Here is a 19,341-nt window from a genome sequence, read left to right as displayed (position 1 = left end):
CTGAGTATCGGCGCCGGACCGCAACGCGGCCGGCGCCTTTTTTATACCGGAACATCAGCATGAAATTTCCCCTCTTCTCCGCAATAACCGCGCTGGCCATGCTGGCCGCCGGCCACGCCGCCGCGGATGCGCCGCCACCCGCCAAGCCGATCCGCATCATCCTGGTCGGCGACTCTACGATGGCCAACACCAGCGGCTACGGCGACGCCTTCTGCGCCCGCGTCAACCGCGCCAACACCTGCATCAACCTGGCCAAGGGCGGCCGCAGCTCCGGCAGCTTCCGCGCCGAAGGCCGCTGGGACGAAGTCGAAGGCCTGCTGCGCGGCGCCGCCGCCTACCGCGCCACCTATGTCCTGATCCAGTTCGGCCACAACGACCAGCCGGGCAAGCCGGGCCGTTCGACCGACCTGAAAACCGAATTCCCCGTCAACATTGCGCGCTACGCGCAGGAAGTGAAAGCGCTCGGCGGCGTGCCGGTGCTGGTCACCCCGCTGACGCGCCGCAGCTTCAAGGACAAGGTCCTGGAGAACAACCTGGGCCCCTGGGCCGACGTGATCCGCGCCACCGCCGCCGCCCAGAAGGCGCCGCTGCTGGACCTGAACGCCGAAAGCTACGCCGCCGTGCAGGCCATGGGCGAAGACGAAGCCGATACGCTGGCGATGGCGCCGCGTCCCGCGAAGGTCGCCGAAACCGCGACCGCCGCAGGCAAGGTGGAAGTCGCCGGCGCCGCCAAATCCGCTTTCGACCGCACGCACGTGGGCGCCAAGGGCGCCGCCTACTTCTCGCGCATGGTGATGGAGGAAGTGAAGCGCGCGATACCGGAAATCGCCGGCCAGTTCAAGCCGGAGAGCGAACAGTGACGATACTTCGTTTCAAGCGCGGCGCGGGCCTGATCCTGCCGCTGCTGCTGTCGGCCGCCGCCGCGCAGGCCCAGGACACGCGCAAAGTCATCGAGCCCGCCACGCCGCCATCCTGCGCCGTGCTGTCCCCCGGCGCCGCCAGTGACGACACGGCCCGCATCCAGGCCACCATCGACAAATGCGCGGCAGGACAGGCGGTGCGCCTGTCGGCCGGCAGCTTCGTCTCCGGTCCGCTGACGCTGCGCAGCGGTGTCGGCCTGCTGATCGATAACGGCACCACGCTGTACGCCAGCACCAATCCAAAACTGTACGACCGTGGCGCCGGCAGCTGCGGCACCATCGACAAGCTTGGGCGCGGCTGCAAGCCCTTTATCACGGCGGACAATACGAAAAGCAGCGGCATCTTCGGTGAAGGCGTCATCGACGGCCAGGGCGGCAACGTCGTGGACGGCATCACGGAATCCTGGTGGCAGCTGGCGCGCCGCGCACAGAAGGAAGACGCCCGCCAGAACGTGCCGCGCCTGATCGAAGTCACCGGCTCGCGGGACTTCACGCTGCACCAGGTCACGTTGCGCAATTCGCCCAACTTCCACGTCACGCTGAACAAGGTGGACGGCTTTACCGCATGGGGCGTGCGCATCGATACGCCAGCCACGGCGCGCAATACCGACGGCATCGATCCCATCTCGTCACGCAACATCACCATCGCCTACAGCCATATCCGCACCGGCGACGACAACGTCGCCATCAAAGCCGGCAACAATGGGCCGACGGAGAACGTCTCCATCCTGCACAACCGCTTCTACAGCGGCCACGGCATGTCCATCGGCAGCGAGACCAACGGCGGCGTGCGCCGCGTGCTGGTCGAAGACCTGAGCATGGACGGCACCACCTCCGGCCTGCGCATCAAGAGCGATGTCTCGCGCGGCGGCGTGGTGGAACAGGTCAGCTATCGCAATGTCTGCCTGCACGACGTCAAGGCGCCCATCGACATCAGCACACGCTACAACGCCAAGGCCGACGGCCAGTTGATACCGGTCTACACCAACATCTCGTTCGACGGCGTGCACAGCGTCACGCCGGGCCGCGTCATCATGCAGGGCTATGACGAACAGCGCCCGCTGCAAGCCACGCTGCGCGACGTCGGCATCGCCGGCAAGGCCGACCGCAAGATCGAATTCGCGCAACTGGCGGGCGATGCGATCGCCGGCGTGGGCAACGAAGCCGCCTGTGCCAACCGCTTCCCGGCCTTCCCCGAGACTGCGGAAATCAGCCGTCCGCAGCTCACACTGGACCAGGCAAGGCAGTTCTCGTATGGCGAAGTCCTGAAGTACGTCGGTGCTGCCGGCAATGAAACCATCGATCCGTGGGATCCGCTGTCGGATCCGCTGGCCAAAGGCGCGGCCTTCAAGCCGGACTACATCGTCGACCAATCGGCCAGGGCCGACGGCGACCGTGTCTTCAACACCATCCAGGAAGCGGTGACCCGCGCCGTGGCCGACAGCGCAGCGGCGCCGGCGAAACGCCTGTACCTGCTGCTGAAACCCGGCGTCTACCGGGAGCTGGTTTACATCCCTGCCGCCGCCGCACCGATCACGATGTACGGCGAAGGCAAGGACGCCAGCGCCACCAGGGTGACCGCCAAACTGGATGCCTCCACCACCGGCGCCGCCTACAGCGCGCTGCATGGCGCGCAATTCGCCAAGGCCGCGCCGGATGCGCAGGCGATGTACGCCACCATCAAGGACCGGGCGCAGATCGGCACCTTCGGCACCGCCACCGTCTGGGTGCGGAACAACGGTTTCCAGGCCCGCAACCTGACTTTTGAGAACGGCTACAACAAAGACATCGGCAATGCCCGCGCCGAAGCGCTCCCGAACGTCAACAACGTCCACCACCAGGCGCTGGCGCTGCAGGTGGACGGCGCCGACAAGGCGCAGTTCGAGAACGTCCGCCTGATCGGCTTCCAGGACACGCTGTACCTCAAGTCGCCGCGGATCGGCAGCACCTCGCGCAGCTTCTTCAACCAATCCTACATCGAGGGCGACGTCGATTTCATCTTCGGCGACAGCACCGCCTACTTCCACCAGACGGAGATCAAATCGCTGGGCGACCGCGGCCTGTCCTACGTCGCGGCACCGGACACCCACCTCAAATCCAGATACGGTTTCGTCTTCGACCAATGCCGTTTCACGCACGACGGCTCGGCCAATGCGCGGGGCGGCACCTTCTCCCTGCTGCGCCAATGGTTCCACAGCTCGCGCTGCACCCCGTACGGCGCGGTCGCCGCCGACGGCTACGCCTGCACCTACGGGCCGGAGAACGGCTACCAGGCGCCGAAGGGCACCGTGGCGCGCGTCTCGCTGGAAGCGGTCGGCAAGATGGTCGTGCTCAATTCGCGCATCGGCGCGCACATCAACAAGAAGAATCCGTGGTCGGACTGGAACAAGAAGGGCGCCCTGTCCTTCCGTCCCGTCCAATACAGCTCCGACGACTACTGGAGCAATCTGGTCAAGGCCGGCATCGATCCCGCCAAGGATCTCGGCTACACAACCCGTTCTTCGCCGTCCGACATTTTCCTCGGCGAGTTCAATAATTCAAATGATTAAGGAGCACAGCATGTCCATCAATTCCCAGCGCCGCAACCTGATGAAGGCTCTCCCGGCGGCCGGCCTGTCGCTCGGCGTTCCCGCCCTCGCCGCCACCGCGCCGGATCCGTGGCTGCAGGCGCAGGCGATCATCGACCATGTCTCCAAACCGCGCAACTTCCGCAAGCAGGATTTCGTCGTCACCGCCTACGGCGCGAAGCCGTGCAAGCTGGCCAAGGCCAAGGCCTGGATCTCGTTTGAGGAACAGGGTGCCATCGATACGCCCATCAAGGGATCGCCGGACTGCTACGCCGCCTTTGCCGCCGCCATCAAGGCATGCCACAAGGCGGGCGGCGGCCGCGTCGTGATCCCCGCCGGCAGCTGGTACTGCGCCGGCCCCATGGTGCTGCTGTCGAACGTGCACGTGCACCTGAACGCCGGAGCCCACATCTACTTCAGCAACAACCCCGCGGACTACGCCAAATACGGCGACATCGACTGCGGCAAGGCGGGCAGGCTGTCGATTTCGCGCTGGCAGAGCAACGACTGCCTGAACTACTCGTCGATGATCTACGCCTATGGCCAGGACAACATCGCCCTCACCGGCGACGACTGGACCAGCATCGTGGACGGCCAGGGCGGCCTGCCGTTCAACGAAGACGGCGACTGCTGGTGGACCTGGAAAGGCAAGCTGAAAACCATCAACTCGATCGGCCAGGGCAGCACGCCCAACTTCAAGACCGGCAAGATGTCCGAGAATACCGAGAACCCGCTCAACGCGATGTCGCTGGCGACCGTGTCGCCGCAACTGAGCGAGGCGGAGCGCGTCCTGATCCAGGGAGAAGGCCAACGCTGGCGCGCGGACGCCCAGTACCTGCCAGCGCTGTCCGAAGCGGGCGTGCCGCTGTCCAAGCGCGTGTTCGGCATCGGCCACTACCTGCGCCCGCCGATGATCCAGATCATCGGCTGCACCAACGTACTGCTGCAGGGCTACCGCGTGCAGGATACGCCGTTCTGGCAGCACCACCCGGTCCACTGCCGCAATATCGTGATCCGCAATGTCTACTGCCACAGCCACGGTCCCAACAGCGACGGCTTCGATCCAGAAGCCTGCGACCACGTGCTGGTCGAAGGCTGCACCTTCGATACCGGCGACGACTGCATCGCCATCAAGGCCGGCAAGGACCTGGACACGCAATACGGCCCGTCGCAGAATATCGTGATCCAGAACTGCATCATGCACAGCGGCCACGGCGGCGTGACCCTGGGCAGCGAGATGGCCGGCGGCATCCAGAATGTGTTCGCGCAGAAGCTGGTGTTTGAAAACGCCAACTGGGCCACTAATCCGCTGAACACGGCGATCCGCATGAAGACCAATATGAACCGTGGCGGCTACCTGCGCAATTTCTATGTGCGCGATTGCACGGTGCCGAACGGGGTGCAGATCTCGCCGTCGTTCTACGCATCGCTGCCCGGCTCGCCGATCCAGTCGAAGACCGTCGCCACGGCGGCCGGCGCCATCGTCACCTTCGATTGCGACTACACGCCGATCAGCGACAACGTCCGCACCCGTCCGCCGGTGGTCAGCAATATCCACATCTCGAACATCAAGGCCGGCAACGTCACCAAGGACGGCAAGACCGCCTCGTGCTTCCAGGCCATCGTGATCCTCGGTCCGGTGGCGTCGGACTACAACGGCCCGCAACCCATGCCGCCGGTGGTTCCCGTCACCGACGTCACCATCACCGATTGCGATTTCGGTATGCCGGTCAACTCGGCGCAGCCCTGGTTCCTCTACAACGTCAAGGGACTGACGCTGAAGAACGTCACCATCGGCGGCAAGGTGCACGACACCGTGCTGGATGCCTGAGATGCGCGCCCTGCTGCTTGCGGCCCTCGCCGCCACAACCATCCCGGCCATCGCGGCCGGCGGCGCAGCCACGCTGCTGCCCGCCAATGGCGCGCAGCGCGTCAATCCGGATACACACCTGGTGCTGCGTTTCGAACAGCCACCGGTGCTCGGCGCGTCCGGCCAGATCCGCATCTACGACGCGGCCACCGACCGCCTGGTCGACACGCTGGACATGAGCATCCCCGCCGGCCCGACCGAGCGCACCAAGCTGCCGGCGCCGCCTTACTTGTCCACGCCCTACGTGTACGCCGGCGGCCCGCGCCCGACCAACGCCGACACCAGGGCCGGCACGCCTTCCGCCGGCGCGGAAATGGGCGACGGCGCCGGAGACGGCAAGTACCAGCTCACCATCATCGGCGGCTTCACGGATGGTTTTCACTTCCATCCGGTGATCGTGCGCGACAAGACCGCGACCATCTACCCACATAACAACCTGCTCGACTACGGCAAGCGCTATTACGTGCAGATCGATCCGGGCGTCATCGCCGGTTTCAAGGGCATCGGCGGCAAGCAGGAATGGCGCTTCAGCACCAAGCCGCAAGCGCCTCGCGCCGGCACGGAACGGGTCGTCGTCAGCGCCGACGGCACGGGCGATTTCAACACCGTGCAGGGCGCGCTCGACTTCGTGCCGGATCATCCGGCCAGGCGCACCACCATCTATGTGCGCAACGGCGACTATGAGGAGATCGTCTACTTCCGCAACAAGTCCAACCTGACGATAACAGGAGAGGAACGCGACAAGGTCCGCATCCACTATGCGAACAACGAGGCATTCAATCCGCATCCGCCCAACATCAGCACCAACGAGCAGCCGGGTACCTTCCCTTCGCGACGCGCCGCCTTCGCCGCCGACAACGTCAAGGGGGTGCACCTGCAGAACCTGACGCTGGAAACCACGCTGCAAGGTCAGGCCGAAGGCCTGCTGATCACCGGCGAGGAAAACATCGTCAGCAAGGTGACGGTGATCGGTTCCGGCGACGCCCTGCAGGTCAACGGCAGCACCTATCTGCCCGATGTGAAAGTCGTCGGCCGCGGCGACACGATACTGGGGCGCGGCCCGGCCTTCTTCGAGCGTTGCGACATCCAGTCGCAAAATGCCTTTATGTGGATACGCAATCCGTCCACCAACCATGGCAACGTATTTGTCGATTGCCGCTTCACGACACTGGGCGGAGGACAGACGGAGCTGGCGCGCCTGCCTGCCAACAAAGGCAAGAACTATCCGTATGCGGAAGCGGTGCTGATCAACGCCACGCTGAGCGGCATCAGTCCTGCCGGCTGGGGCGAGATCGCCGGCGATGCCGCCAATGTACGCTTCCTCGAATACAACAGCCGCAATGCCGATGGCACGCCGGTCGATGTCAGTCAGCGGAATCCGGCATCGCGCCAACTGGACAAGGTGAAGGACGCCGAGACCATCGTCAACTACAGCAAGCCGTCGTTTGTCCTCAACGGCTGGCAGCCTTCGCTGAAGCAGAAATAAGCGCGGGCAACAGAACGGAAGTCATGATCTTGTTGGGCGGCGTGCTGCCGGCGTTGTAGCCGCCGCCCGTAAAGACAGCCACCATGTCGAACTCCGGCACGATGAAGATCTTCTGGCCGCCGTTGCCCTGCGCGGCGCTGACCTGCACCGCGCGTTTGCCGGCCGGCGTGTCGACATCGAAGCGCTGCAGCCACCAGAAATAACCGTAGTTGGTGCCGTCGATCCGGCTTTGCCTGGACAGCGATTCGCGCACCCACGATGACGAAATCACCTGGCGACCACGCCAGCGGCCGCCGTCGGCGTACATCAATCCTATCTTCAGCATGTCGCGCGGCCGCAGGTGTATCTGCGAGTATTCCTTGTTTTCATTGGTCAGCGTGTAGTTCCAGCGCCAGTGCGATGGCTGGATGCCCAGCGGCCCAAACAGATGGTCGCGCGCGAACGCTGGCAACGCCATTCCGGTCCGGTTCTCGGCAATACGTCCGATCACGGCGACGCCGCCGGAGCAGTAGCGCGCCACGGCGCCCGGATCGGCCACCATCGGCAGGTCCATGGTCGCCTTCACCCAATCCGGCGTTTCGTCGATGCGCTGTTCGTTGCCAGGCGAGTTGGCGTCATAGTCGTTGCATGCCAGGCCTGACCGCATGGCCAACAGGTCGCCCAGCGTGATGCGGCTTTTACGCGGGTCCGGGTTGTCGTAGCCGGCATAAGCCAGGTATGGCAGCGCCGCTACGCCGGAGCCGGGCATTGCGCCGCGATCGATGGCGATGCCGGCCAGTGCGCTGACGATGGACTTGGTGGCGGAGCGCATCTGGTGCATGCGGTCGATATCGTAGCCATAGAAGTACTCCTCCATCACCAGCCTGCCGTGCTGGTAGAGCAGCACAGCGTGGACATCGCGCCAGGTTTCATCGAGGATGCCGCGCACGATCGTCTCGCCGGCGGCCACGCCGATATTGGAATCGCGCAGATCGCCGACGGCGATGCCGTCATCACGCGCTTGCGGAACCTGATATCGATAGTCCTTGCCGGCCCGGGGACGAAGCAATTCGAGCGTCTCCTTCTTCACGTCCGCGGAGACGCGGCGGTAGACGGTTTTGTCGTCAACGAAATCGATGACCGCACCGGAGGCGTCGCGATGAAATGGAATGGTCCTGCCACCGGGGTTGGCGAAGTTGTCGCCGTCGAGGCGGCGCAAACGGTACTTGGCTTCATCGATCACCGCAACCAGTTCGGGGCCGGCGACCAGTTCCGCGCTTTGCGCAGGGCCGGCGCGGTAGGTGCCGGTATAGTCGGCCAGCGGCGGCTCGGCCGCCAGCGCGGACAGCGGCAGCAGCGCTGCGAGCAGGAGTATTTTCATGCGCCCAGTCTTCTCGTATCCGTCTCCGGTGTCAACGGAAATCGCGTCGCGCCGGCGCAACCTCAGGGCTGGGGCATTGGCATATACTGGCGCGACTTACTCCAAGAGGCCTGCCATGCGTCCACTGCTCCTGCCATTGCTGCTGTCTTCCACCGTTGTGCAGGCTGCGCCCAGCGAAGCCTTGAAGCCGATGGCCTTCCTGGCGGGGCATTGCTGGAAAGGGGATTTCCCGGGCGGGAAGCAAAGTGACGAGCATTGCTTCCAGTGGGCTTACGAAGGCCATGTACTGCGCGACGTGCATACGGTGCGTACGCCGGGCAAGCCTGACTATGTCGGCGAGACCGTCTACTACTACGATTCGGCGGCGAAGACGGTGGCGTATCTGTACGTGGAAAACGGCGGCGGCTACAGCCGCGGCACGATGACGCCCAGCGCCACCGGCCTGGACTTCCCGGAGACGCAATACGTCGCCGACGGCAAGGCCCTCACCTATCGCGTCCGCTGGACGCCATCCGGCCCCGACGCCTACGAAGCCTTCAGCGAAATGTACCTCAAGGATAAGTGGGTGACCCAGTTCAAGCTCGTACTGAAGAAGCAGTGATTGTTTACTCAGGCGTGACGCGGAAGTAGTCGATGTCGATATAGCCTGCCGCAACGCTGCCGTCCGATACGCTGAACAGGCCCATTTGCGCGCCGACCCAGCGCCCCATTGCGGCGGTGAACGGCGCGCCGATCGGCGTGTAAGCGCGGTCGTCGTGGCTGTACGAGAAGCTCGTCACGCCGCCCGCGCGCACTTGCATGCGCAGCCAGATTTGCGGCGAGGCCAGCTCGGCGCCGCTCTCTTCGCGCTCGCGGCACTTGGCTTCCGTCTTGTAGCAGCTGACCAGCGCCAGCCGGGTCTTGCCGTCCGCGCGGCGCGCGCCCAGCCATGCGTAGTCGAAGCCGTACATGATCATGCCCGCGCTGCCGCCGTCGGCCAGCGCCGACACATCCATCTTCGTCGTCACCGTGAACGATTCCGCCGGCAGCTTTTGCAGCAGCAGCGACGGCGTGTCCCACAAGTTCTGCTGAGCCGCGAAGCGCGCGTCCGGCACGGCGTGCAAGCGCAGATGCCCACCCGACAGCGCATACCACTCCGGCCGCCAGTTGGCGTTCCATTGCCATTGCAGGGCCAGCGCCGCGCCGTCGAACTCATCGCTGGTGGCAGGCGCCGCCGATGCAAACCCCGCCACCGGCTTGCGATAGCGCGCCACCGGCTGCCCCGTGCCGCTGCCCGAGACGTCCTCGCCGATCACCGGCCAGCCATCGCGCCAGCGCATCGGCTGCAGATGCACCACACGTCCGTATGCCCGCTTGTCCTGGAAGTGGAAGAACCAATCCTCGCCTTGCGGCGTCTGTACCCACGCGCCCTGATGGGGACCGTTGACGGCCGAACCGCCCTGCGCCAGCACGATGCGCACCTCATACGGTCCGTCGATGCTGCGCGAACGGAACACCGACTGCCAGCCCTGCTCGACGCCGCCCGCCGGCGCGAACACATAGTAGTAGCCGTCGCGCTTGTAAAACTTCGGACCCTCCAGCGTCGTATAGCCTGGCAGCTTGTTGGCGTCGATGACCACGCGGCCCGCGTCGTCCAACACGCCGCTGGCGTCCGGCTTCATGCGCCGCAAGGTCAGTACGTTGTTGAAGCCCGCGCGGCTCCTGGCCCAGGCGTGCAGCAGATATGCCTGGCCATCGTCGTCCCACAGCGGCGTCGGATCGATCAGGCCTTTCCCCGCCAGCAGCAGGCGCGGCGCGCTCCACGGACCGGTGAAGGTGGTCGCCGTCATCACGTAGATGCCGAAATCGGGGTCGGGATAGAAGATCCAGAATTGACCGTCGTGATAGCGCAGGCATGGCGCCCATACGCCCTTGCCGTGCTGCGGCAGCGCGAACACGTCCAACGGCACCTGCCGCGGCAAGGCGTGGCCGACCAAGGTCCAATTGACCATGTCCGGCGACTCCAGCAGCGGCAGGCCGGGAGCGTTGTTGAAACTGGAGGAAACCAGATAGTACTTGTCGCCGACGCGGATCGCGTCGGGATCGGAATAGTCGGCGTGGAGTATCGGGTTGCGATATTCGCTGTCGACCGGCGCCACGCCGCAAGCGGCCAGCAGGGCCGCAAACAAAAAGGGCAGACACCTGATCAGCATCCGCCCTCTCATTATGCGCCGAACGGCGTTTCCGCCAGGCCCTTGACGCCGGGGCGCAGCATCACGACCGCACCGCCCCACTCAGCGTCTTCCGGCTTGCCGGAGACGATGGAGGTCACCAGCAGCGTATCCAGATCCTTGCCGCCGAAGGCGCACATGGATGGCTTCAGCATCGGGACATCGACACGGCGATCCAGCTTGCCGTCCGGCGTGAAGCGCATGATGCAGCCGCCGTCGTTACCGCAGACCCAGTAGCAGCCTTCACTGTCGACCGCGGCGCCGTCGGGACGGCCCACAGACGCCGTCAGGTCGGCGAACACGCGCTGGCCCGAAGGCACGCCGTCGTCGATGTCGTAGTCGAAGGACCACACCATGCGGCGCGCCGGATGCGAATCCGACAGGTACATGGTACGGCCGTCCGGCGAAAACGCCGTGCCGTTCTGCGTGATCAGGTCCGACACCATCGGCGCCGAAATGCCGCGCGCGGCATCGTAGCGATACAGCTGGCCGACCGGACGCGCGGCGCTCATGTCCATGAACATGGTGCCGCTCCAGAAGCGGCCCTGGCGGTCGCAGCGTCCGTCGTTGAAACGCATGCCTTCGCCCAGGCCGGCGGCCGGCGCCGCCAGCCGGGTCTGGACCGAGGCTTGCGCCGCGCCCAGCTCCAGGCTGAAGATGCCGGTTTCCATGCCCGCGATCAGGCCCCCGCCCTGCCTGGCCGCCACGCAGGCGACCATTTCGGTCTGGTCCCAATAACGGGTGGCGCCGGTCGAACCGTCGAGCCGCCATACACGCTTGGCGGGAATGTCGACCCAGTACCAGGCCGATTCCGCCGCGCTCCACGTCGGGCTTTCGCCCACCGTGCAGCTAACGCCGCTTACGCGTTCCATGCCAGGTCGCCGTTGACGACGCGCGGAATGTTTTGCGGGTTTTCGTCGGTCAGCGATTCAGGCAGCAGGTAGGACGGCACGTCCTGGTAGCACACCGGACGCACGAAGCGGTCGATGGCCGAAGCGCCCACCGAAGTCGAACGGCTGTCCGAGGTCGACGGGAACGGGCCGCCGTGCACCATCGCGTGCGAGACTTCCACGCCGGTGCCGAAGCCGTTGAACAGGATGCGGCCGACCTTGCGTTCCAGCACCGGCAGCAGGCGTGCAGCCAGCGCCTTGTCGTCGGCGGTGGCGTGAACGGCGGCGGTCAGCTGACCCTCCAGGTGTTCGGTCACGGCCAGCAGCTCATCTTCGTTGTCGCACACGACCAGCAGCGAGGTCGGGCCAAAGATTTCGCCTTCCAGCGCAGGGTCGGTCAGGAAGCGCTGCGCATCGACCTGGTAGAGGAAGGCTTGCGCGGCGCATGGCGCGTCGGTGCCCTGGCCGGCGGCGACCTGCTGCACGCCGTTCACGCCCGCCAGCGTCTTGACGCCGTTGACGTAGGCTTTGTGGATGCCGGGGGTCAGCATGGTGGCCGCGCCCTTGGCGCCGATGGTGCCGGCGGCGGCGGCGACGAAGGCTTGCAGCTTGTCGCTCTTCAGGCCGATCAGCAGGCCCGGGTTGGTGCAGAACTGGCCGGCGCCCATGGTCAGCGAATCGGCGAACGCCTGCGGCAGCTTGGCGTTGTCCAGCGCGCCCGGCAGCAGGTACACAGGGTTGATCGAGCTCATTTCGGCGTACACAGGGATAGGCTCCTTGCGTGCGGCGGCGGTTTGCATCAGGGCGACGCCGCCGGCGCGCGAGCCGGTGAAGCCGACAGCCTTGATGACCGGATGCGCGACCAGGTTCTGGCCGATGGTCTGGCCGGAGCCGATCAGCATCGAGAACACGCCTTCAGGCATGTCGCACTCGGCGGCGGCCTTGGCCACGGCCTTGCCGACCAGTTCCGAGGTGCCCAGGTGGGCCGAGTGGGCCTTGACGATGACCGGGCAGCCGGCTGCCAGTGCCGAGGCGGTGTCGCCGCCGGCGACCGAGAACGCCAGCGGGAAGTTCGATGCGCCGAACACGGCGACCGGGCCCAGGCCGATTTTACGCAGACGCAGGTCGCTGCGCGGCGGGGTACGCTCAGGCAGCGCGCTGTCCAGCGTGGCGGACTGCCAGCGGCCGTCGCGCACCACTTTGGCGAACAGGCGCAGCTGGTTGCAGGTCCGGCCGCGCTCGCCTTCCAGGCGGGCTTGCGGCAAGCCGGTTTCCAGCATCGCGCGCTCGATCAGCGCAGGACCCAGGTCCATGATGCGGTCGGCGATGGTCTCCAGGAACTTGGCGCGCGCTTCCAGGCCGGTGGCGCGGTAGACGTCGAAGGCCGCATCGGCCAGTTCGCAGGCGCGCTGCAGGTCGGCGGCGCCGGCCAGGCCGAACGCCGGCTCGATTTCCACGTTACGCGATGGATCGATGGCTTTCATCGTACCCTCTTTACCGATGACCGCGCTGCGGCCGATAATCATTTCGCCTGCTACTTGCATATTGACTCCTTAGATGTGTGAAAAGCGCGGACGAGCCGCGCTTACTTAATGGGGTACCCTATAGCTTAACGGATTACTGCGCACCCTGCTTGCGGATGAGCTTATCCAGCATGTCGCATTCTTCCGCGGTCAGGTCGGTCAGCGGCGCGCGCACCGGACCCGCGTCGTGGCCAACCAGGCGTGCGCCGGCCTTGACGATACTCACTGCATAGCCGGCCTTGCGGTTGCGGATCTCCAGGTACGGCAGGAAGAACTCGTCCAGCATGCGGTTTTGTTCCGCATGGTTGTCCGCCGCCACGGCGTGGTAGAAGTCCATCGCCAGCTTAGGCATGAAGTTGAACACGGCCGACGAGTAGACCGGGGTGCCCAGCGCCTTGTAGGCTGCCGCGTACACTTCCGCGGTCGGCAGGCCGCCCAGGTAGCTGAAGCGGTCGCCCATCTTGCGCCAGATCGAGACCATCAGTTCGATGTCGCCGACGCCGTCCTTGAAGCCGATCAGGTTAGGGCAACGGTCGGCCAGCTTGGCCAGCGAGTCCGGGGTCAGGCGGCAGTTGGCGCGGTTGTAGACCACGACGCCCAGGTTGGTGGCTTTGCAGACTTCCGCAACGTGTTCGACCAGACCGTCCTGCGATGCTTCGGTCAGGTAGTGCGGCAGCAGCAGCAGGCCCTGGGCGCCAACGCGCTCGGCTTCCTTGGCGTAGGCGGCGGCCACGCGGGTCGGACCACCGACGCCGGCCAGGATAGGCACCTGGCCGGCGCAGGTGTCAACGGCGGTCTTGATGATGTCGGTGTATTCGTTCGGGGTCAGCGAGAAGAACTCGCCGGTGCCGCCGGCGGCGAACAGCGCGCTCGCGCCGTATGGCGACAGCCATTCCAGACGCTCGATATAGGTCGACTTGCGGAAATTGCCTTCGGCATCGAAGTCCGTGATCGGGAACGACAGCAGGCCGGAGGAAAGGATTTTTTTGAGGTCATTCGGTTGCATATTGTCTCCAATAATCGATGTCTGATATGTGAATGGGGAAAAATCAAGGGCTTTCTCGCCGCCTGTTGTATGACATCGTACAACCATATCCGTTTGTGAGCAAGCGATTTAGCGAAAACTGCCAAATCGCCCGCGAGTGTTGCTTTTTTATGCCGTTTTGACGTCGTTCGCGGCGGCGATGCCCTCTTGCGCGCGGCGCAGGCGCTCGCGGCTGTTGCTCAGGTGGGTGCGCATGGCGGCGCGCGCCGCTTCCGCATCCTTGCGCAGGATGGCATTGTAGATATCGTCATGCTCGCGGTTGACGCGTTCCTGGTACACGATCGGGTCGTCATGCGCCAGCTGCGCCGAGTTGACGCGCGCGCGCGGGATGATGGTGTTGCCGAGGTCGCTCAGTATGTCGACGAAATAACGGTTGCCGGTGGCTTGCGCGATCAGCAGGTGGAAAGCCACGTCCGACTCGACCTGGCCGGGACGGCTTTGCGAATCCTGGATGCGGCGCAACACCAAGCCCATTTCGCGCACCTGCTCTTCGCTGCGGCGGGTGGCAGCCAGCCAAGCCGCCTCGGTCTCCAGGCTGATGCGCAGCTCCAGGATGGCCAGCACGTCGCCGATGGTGCGGATGGTGTCGGACGAGATGCGCAGGTTGGCCGGCTGCGGCTCCAGCACAAAGGTGCCGATGCCGTGGCGGGTCTGCACCAGTCCCGCCGCCTGCAAATGCGAGATCGCCTCGCGCACCACGGTGCGGCTGACGCCGTGCATTTCCATGATGACGGATTCGGTCGGCAGTTTCTCGCCTGGCTTGAGCGTGCCGCCCTGTATGCTGGTCGTGAAGGCCTCAACCACGCCTTGGGCGAGGTTGCGATGCTTCTTCTTCGGCATTATGGCTGGAGCTGCTGCGGCTTGGACGGTTTGATTCATGGCTTCTTTGCTGTTGTATGACGACTATTAGCATACACGTTTATGACGTGTCGCACGATGCGCATATTGCCAGAGTTTTGAGCAAAATTGTACCTTCGACATCATTTATGCCACAAATTAGTGCATAAAGACTAGACCACGGGCCTACACCAGCAAGGCCGCGCTCATGGAGGCCGCTTCATCGGCCGACTCGAACAGCATCTGCTCCAGCGCCGCGTTGTCGTCGACGAAGCCGGCCAGGCTGGCATTTTCCCGAACAGGCGCCAGGGGCGAGCCGATCGGCGCCAGGTGCTTGGCGATCAGCAGCGTGTCGCGCAGGCCCAACGGCGGCGGCGTCAGCGTGGCGCCGCGCAGCGAGACGATGGCCAGGCCGACCGGCTCGGGGATCGCCATCTTCTTCATCAGCTCGCGCGAGATGATTTCCTGCGCCGCCCCCATCCATTCGGCCGGATCGTCCAGCAGGCCGGGCATCTCGTCGGCGCGCGACAACAGGTAAAAGCCCCCCGCCTCGTGCACGATGCCGGCGAACAGCGCGGTGTCGGCATCGGTGGCGGTCAGCTTGCGGGCGATCACGTGGGCCAGCGCCGCCACATGGGCGGTGTGGCGCCACAGCTGCTCGGCCTGGGCGCGCAGGCGGGCGTCGCGGATGCGGGCGCCGAACTGGCGCACCACCATCGCCGCCGCCATCGTATACAGGTTGCGGTAGCCGACCCGCGCCACCGCCGCGCGCACGCTGGTGACCGGCACGCCGCTGCGGTTGAACACCGCCGCGTTGGCCAGCGCCACGGTGCGCGCCGCCAGCAGCGGCTCGCCCAGCACCTTGCGGATCACGTCGTCGCTGTTGCAATCGGGATCGGCCAACGCCAGCTGCAGCCGCAGCGCCGCGTTGACACTGGTGGGAAAGACCAACTCGCCGCGCGCGGCTTGCGTCACTATCTGCGAGAAGTCTTTGAGTTTTTCCATGGCAACATTATAGCCTTAACCCTTGCTGACTTGCTCGCCGGCGGCCGGATCGAGCCGCAGCGCATCCAGCAGGCCCAGCAGGCTGACCAGCGCCACCAGCAGGAAGGCCAGGCGGTAGTCGATGGCCGGCCAGCCGGCGATGCCGAGTTGCTGCGCGCTCCAATGGCCCAGCCGCACGCCGCTGGCGCCAAGCGCCACGCCCAGCCCCAGTGCGACCTGGAAGGCGGTGCTGAACAAGGTGTTGGCCGCCGCCATGCGCTGCTGCGGCACGTCGGCGAACGCGATCGTATTCAGGGCGCTGAACTGCATCGAGCGCGTCAGGCCGCCGACGAACAGCACGGTGGCGATCAGCCACACCGGCGTGGCCGGCGACAGCAGCGCGCAAGCGGCCAGCGAGGCCACGTTGGCGACGCCGTTCACCAGCAGCACCGGCTTGAAGCCGAAGCGGCGCAGGATGGGCGTGGTGGCCGGCTTCATCATCAGGTTGCCGGCAAACACGGCGATCACCAGCAGGCCGGCATGGAAGGCGTCCAGCCCGAAGCCCAGCTGGAACATCAGCGGCAGCAGGAAGGGCACGGCGCCGATCGCCATGCGGAACAGCGAACCGCCGACGATGGTGATGGAAAAGGTCGGGATCGCAAACGCGCCGAGGTCGATCAGCGGATGCGCGGCGCGCTTCAGGTGCCGGCCCAGCGCCAGCAGCAGCGCCATGCCGGCCGCCAGACAGGCGCCCGCCTCGATCCAGTCCGGCGCCTGGCCGCCGATGACTTCCGCGCCCCAGGTCAGCAGCAGCAGCGCGCTGCCGCTCAGCAGGAAGCCGGGCCAGTCGAACGGCCGCCGCTGCGCCGCGCGCTGGTCCGGTATCAGCCACCACGCCAGCGCCAGCGCGATCACGCCCAGCGGCAAGTTCAGATAGAAGATCCAGCGCCACGACGCATAGCTGGTGATGAAGCCGCCCACCGGCGGGCCCAGCACCGGCGCCACCAGCGCCGGCCAGGTCAGCGTGGCGATGACGGAGATCAGGCGCTCCTTCGGCGTGCTGTTCAACACCACCAGGCGCCCCACCGGCACCATCATCGCGCCGCCCGCGCCTTGCAGCACGCGCAGCCAGACGAATTCGGCCAGGCTGTCGGCCATGCCGCACAACACCGAGGCCAGCGTGAAGATCGCCAGCGCGGCGGCGAACACGCGCCGCGCGCCGCAGCGCTCGGCCACCCAGCCGCTGATCGGGATGAACACGCCCAGGGTCAGCAGGTAGGCGCTGACGCCGATGTTCAGCGCCAGCGGCGCCACGCCGAACGAGGCGGCGATATCCGGCACCGCCGTGGTGATGACGGTGCCGTCCAGGTTCTCCATGAAGAAGGCGCCGGCCACCAGCAGTGCGGTCCACTTGTTATATGCCGTCGGTTGGGGCGTGCTTTTCATAGGCGCCATTCTAGCCGGATTTCCACACGCATACTTCCGATCAGCAAGTCTCCGTGCCCGGCTGAAAACGTTGCAATATAGGTACACCAAGCCAGCTTATCGGCAACAGAACGCTCGCTCGGTATCAAACATTGCCCCACGCGCACTACGCTGCTTTACACTCAAACCACCGAACACAGCTGCAAAGACGGCATCGGAAAGAGCAGTACCACTATAAAAATCAGGAGACACAACAGATGAAGAGAACCGCCGCATCCGCAGCGTGCCTGACCGCGCTCGCCCTCCTCGCAGGCCATGCCTGCGCCCAATCCTCCGTCACCATCTACGGCACGCTCGATGTCGGCCTCGACCGCGTCGATAAAAGCCAGGGCAATGTCCAGGGTACGGTGTTTGGCGTCAGCGGCGCCACACCCGTGCCCAACAGCGTCGCCTCGCCGGCCACCGTGAGCACGCGCCTCAGCCCGTCCCATACGCGGCAGAGCAATATCGGCTTCAAGGGCGTGGAAGACTTGGGCGGCGGTTATCGCGGACTGTTTGTGCTGGAAGGCGGCGTCACGCTGGACAACGGCGGCGTCGCCAACGACGGCCGCCTGTTCGGCCGCCAGGCGTATGTGGGCCTGACCACGCCGATGGGCGAAGTCAAGCTGGGCCGCCAGGCCAGCCCGATGCTGATCGCCTACTACCTGGTGACGCCCGAGGCGCTGGGCAGCACCGACTTCTTCGGCGCCGGCCTGGTGGTCAACACGGTGCAGACCTGGCAGGATAACCAGATCAGCTACGCCGTCAAGAAAGGAGCGTGGACCGGCATCCTGTCCTATGCCACCAACTCGGGCATCGGCACCGGCATCAGCGCCGCGCGCTCGACCGCCACCTCGTCGACGCCGGTGGCCACGGCAGGCACCGGGCAAATCGTCGGCGGCCTGACGGCCGGCGCGGAAACCGCCAGCGGCCGCGGCAAGACCACCGGCGCCATGCTGGCCTACCGCAGCGACAACCTGACCGCGCTGGCGTCCTACCACCGCAACAATTTCGACAACGTCCCGATCGGCGTGGTCTCGGGCACCACGCTGGTGCCGCTGTTCTTCGGCGAGAAATTCACTTCCTACATGGGCGCGGTGAAATACACGATTCCCGGCGTCGGCACCACGCTGGCGGTGGCCGGCCACAACGCCAAGTTCCAGCTGCGCGGAAATACCGATCCCGAGGTGCGCACCTGGACCGCCACCATCAAGCATCCGATCGGCGCCTTCGACCTGAGCGCCATTTTCCTGGACACGCGCTTCACCAACTACACCGAGGGTAAAGACCGCGGCCTGATGCTGGGGCTGGACTACAACCTGTCCAAGCGCACGGCGCTGTACACGCGCTTCGGCGGCATCAAGGACAACCGCGGCAAGGTGGTCGTCTCCAGCGCCACGCCGCTGCCGCTGGCCGGCGGCCCCGGTGCGATCCTGATCCCGCTCGGCACCCAGGAAGTGCCGCTGTTCTCCGGCGCCGGCCAGAACATCGACGCCCGCACCACCATGGTCAGCCTCGGCATCCGCCACGCGTTCTGATAAAAAAAAAAGCGGAGCACCGCCGGTACGGTGCTCCGCTTTCAACTACGCTTAAAAACGATTACAGGTGCTGGGCGATCTGCGGCAACAGGTCGTCGAAGGTACGGCCGTTGCCGTTCTCGCCGATCGCGTGCATCTTCCATTCGCCGTTATGGCGGTACACCTTGGCCATGATCTGCGCCGAGTGCGGGCCTTGTACCGACAGGTTGAAGCGCGCCACCTCTTTGCCGCTGGACGCATCCAGCAGGCGGCAGTAGGCGTTTTCCACCTGCGCGAAGGTCTGGCCGGTGAAGCTGTTCACCGTGAACACCAGGCTCTTGACCTGCGCCGGCACCGCGTTCAAGTCCACGTTGATCTGCTCGTCGTCGCCGTCGCCGGCGCCGGTGCGGTTGTCGCCCGTGTGGACCACGCTGCCGTCCTTGCTCTTCAGCTGGCGGAAGAAGATCACGTCGACCGGCGCGCCGGACTCGTTGAACATCACGCACGAAGCGTCCAGGTCGACCGCCTCGGTCTTGGCGCCGAAGCCCAGGAAACCCTTGGACTTGATCGCGTCCCAACCCAGGCCCATGGTCACGCGGCCCAGTGCGCCGCCGGCTTCCTTCTCCAGAGAGATTTTCTGGCCCTTGCTCAAATTAACTGACATAACA

At 65.4% G+C, this 19,341-nt stretch carries 15 protein-coding genes; 6 read left to right on the top strand and 9 right to left on the bottom strand.

The window, feature by feature from the left end; all coding sequences use genetic code 11:
* Positions 1–59 precede the first annotated feature (59 nt).
* Genes ACEN9F_RS24120 through ACEN9F_RS24105 form a run of 4 tightly spaced genes read left to right on the top strand, consistent with a single transcriptional unit; the run spans position 60 to position 6,843 of the window.
* Positions 60–860, top strand: coding sequence for a rhamnogalacturonan acetylesterase (locus tag ACEN9F_RS24120; protein WP_413424066.1), 801 nt, complete (start codon positions 60–62; stop codon positions 858–860).
* The gene (locus ACEN9F_RS24115; protein ID WP_413424064.1) at positions 857–3,469 is read left to right on the top strand and encodes a pectinesterase family protein; all 2,613 of its coding nucleotides are present in this window, start codon (positions 857–859) and stop codon (positions 3,467–3,469) included. The genes ACEN9F_RS24120 and ACEN9F_RS24115 overlap by 4 nt, the downstream gene beginning before the upstream one ends.
* Positions 3,470–3,479: 10 nt before the next feature.
* Positions 3,480–5,318, top strand: coding sequence for a glycoside hydrolase family 28 protein (locus ACEN9F_RS24110; RefSeq protein ID WP_413424062.1), 1,839 nt, complete (start codon positions 3,480–3,482; stop codon positions 5,316–5,318).
* A 1-nt stretch (position 5,319) separates the two neighbouring features.
* A complete protein-coding gene (locus ACEN9F_RS24105; RefSeq protein ID WP_413424060.1) occupies positions 5,320–6,843 on the top strand; it encodes a pectinesterase family protein in 1,524 nt (507 codons plus the stop codon).
* On the opposite strand, the gene ACEN9F_RS24100 is transcribed toward ACEN9F_RS24105, so the two are convergent.
* Positions 6,809–8,203 carry a serine hydrolase domain-containing protein gene (locus ACEN9F_RS24100; protein ID WP_413424058.1) on the bottom strand — a complete coding sequence of 465 codons (1,395 nt, stop codon included), beginning with the start codon at positions 8,201–8,203 and terminating at the stop codon, positions 6,809–6,811. The two genes, ACEN9F_RS24105 and ACEN9F_RS24100, sit on opposite strands and share 35 nt — an antisense overlap.
* Positions 8,204–8,318: 115 nt before the next feature.
* Here ACEN9F_RS24100 and ACEN9F_RS24095 point away from each other — a divergent pair, with 115 nt between their 5' ends.
* Complete coding sequence (locus ACEN9F_RS24095) at positions 8,319–8,804, top strand: hypothetical protein (RefSeq protein ID WP_413424056.1); 486 nt, start codon at positions 8,319–8,321, stop codon at positions 8,802–8,804.
* Between the two features lie 4 nt (positions 8,805–8,808).
* Here the strand turns inward: ACEN9F_RS24095 and ACEN9F_RS24090 are convergent, their stop codons facing one another.
* From ACEN9F_RS24090 to ACEN9F_RS24060, 7 genes are all read right to left on the bottom strand, one after another.
* Entirely contained in the window at positions 8,809–10,395 is a 1,587-nt protein-coding gene (locus ACEN9F_RS24090; RefSeq protein WP_413424054.1) for a glycoside hydrolase 43 family protein, read from the bottom strand.
* Between the two features lie 11 nt (positions 10,396–10,406).
* A complete protein-coding gene (locus tag ACEN9F_RS24085; RefSeq protein ID WP_413424052.1) occupies positions 10,407–11,285 on the bottom strand; it encodes an SMP-30/gluconolactonase/LRE family protein in 879 nt (292 codons plus the stop codon).
* Entirely contained in the window at positions 11,273–12,847 is a 1,575-nt protein-coding gene (locus tag ACEN9F_RS24080; protein WP_413424050.1) for an aldehyde dehydrogenase (NADP(+)), read from the bottom strand. The genes ACEN9F_RS24085 and ACEN9F_RS24080 overlap by 13 nt, the downstream gene beginning before the upstream one ends.
* Positions 12,848–12,920: 73 nt before the next feature.
* Entirely contained in the window at positions 12,921–13,832 is a 912-nt protein-coding gene (gene kdgD / locus ACEN9F_RS24075) for a 5-dehydro-4-deoxyglucarate dehydratase (protein WP_413424048.1), read from the bottom strand.
* 147 nt (positions 13,833–13,979) lie between these two features.
* Positions 13,980–14,750, bottom strand: a complete 771-nt coding sequence (locus tag ACEN9F_RS24070; RefSeq protein WP_413424046.1) for a FadR/GntR family transcriptional regulator — start codon at positions 14,748–14,750, stop codon at positions 13,980–13,982.
* Between the two features lie 144 nt (positions 14,751–14,894).
* Positions 14,895–15,713: an HDOD domain-containing protein gene (locus tag ACEN9F_RS24065; RefSeq protein ID WP_413424045.1), complete on the bottom strand. Its 819-nt coding sequence runs from the start codon at positions 15,711–15,713 to the stop codon at positions 14,895–14,897.
* A 15-nt stretch (positions 15,714–15,728) separates the two neighbouring features.
* The gene (locus tag ACEN9F_RS24060; protein ID WP_413424043.1) at positions 15,729–17,138 is read right to left on the bottom strand and encodes an MFS transporter; all 1,410 of its coding nucleotides are present in this window, start codon (positions 17,136–17,138) and stop codon (positions 15,729–15,731) included.
* A 236-nt stretch (positions 17,139–17,374) separates the two neighbouring features.
* Between ACEN9F_RS24060 and ACEN9F_RS24055 the strand changes: the two genes are divergently transcribed.
* Positions 17,375–18,694, top strand: a complete 1,320-nt coding sequence (locus tag ACEN9F_RS24055) for a porin (RefSeq protein ID WP_413424041.1) — start codon at positions 17,375–17,377, stop codon at positions 18,692–18,694.
* A gap of 61 nt (positions 18,695–18,755) precedes the next feature.
* Here ACEN9F_RS24055 and ACEN9F_RS24050 read toward each other — a convergent pair whose 3' ends face one another.
* Positions 18,756–19,337, bottom strand: a complete 582-nt coding sequence (locus ACEN9F_RS24050; protein WP_413424039.1) for a TerD family protein — start codon at positions 19,335–19,337, stop codon at positions 18,756–18,758.
* Between the last annotated feature and the right edge of the window lie 4 nt (positions 19,338–19,341).

The sequence above is a fragment of the Duganella sp. CT11-25 genome (assembly GCF_047302815.1).
Classification (GTDB): Bacteria; Pseudomonadota; Gammaproteobacteria; order Burkholderiales; family Burkholderiaceae_D; genus Rugamonas.
Note: the sequence above shows the minus strand (reverse complement) of the source record. Positions and strands in the feature narration are given on the sequence as shown.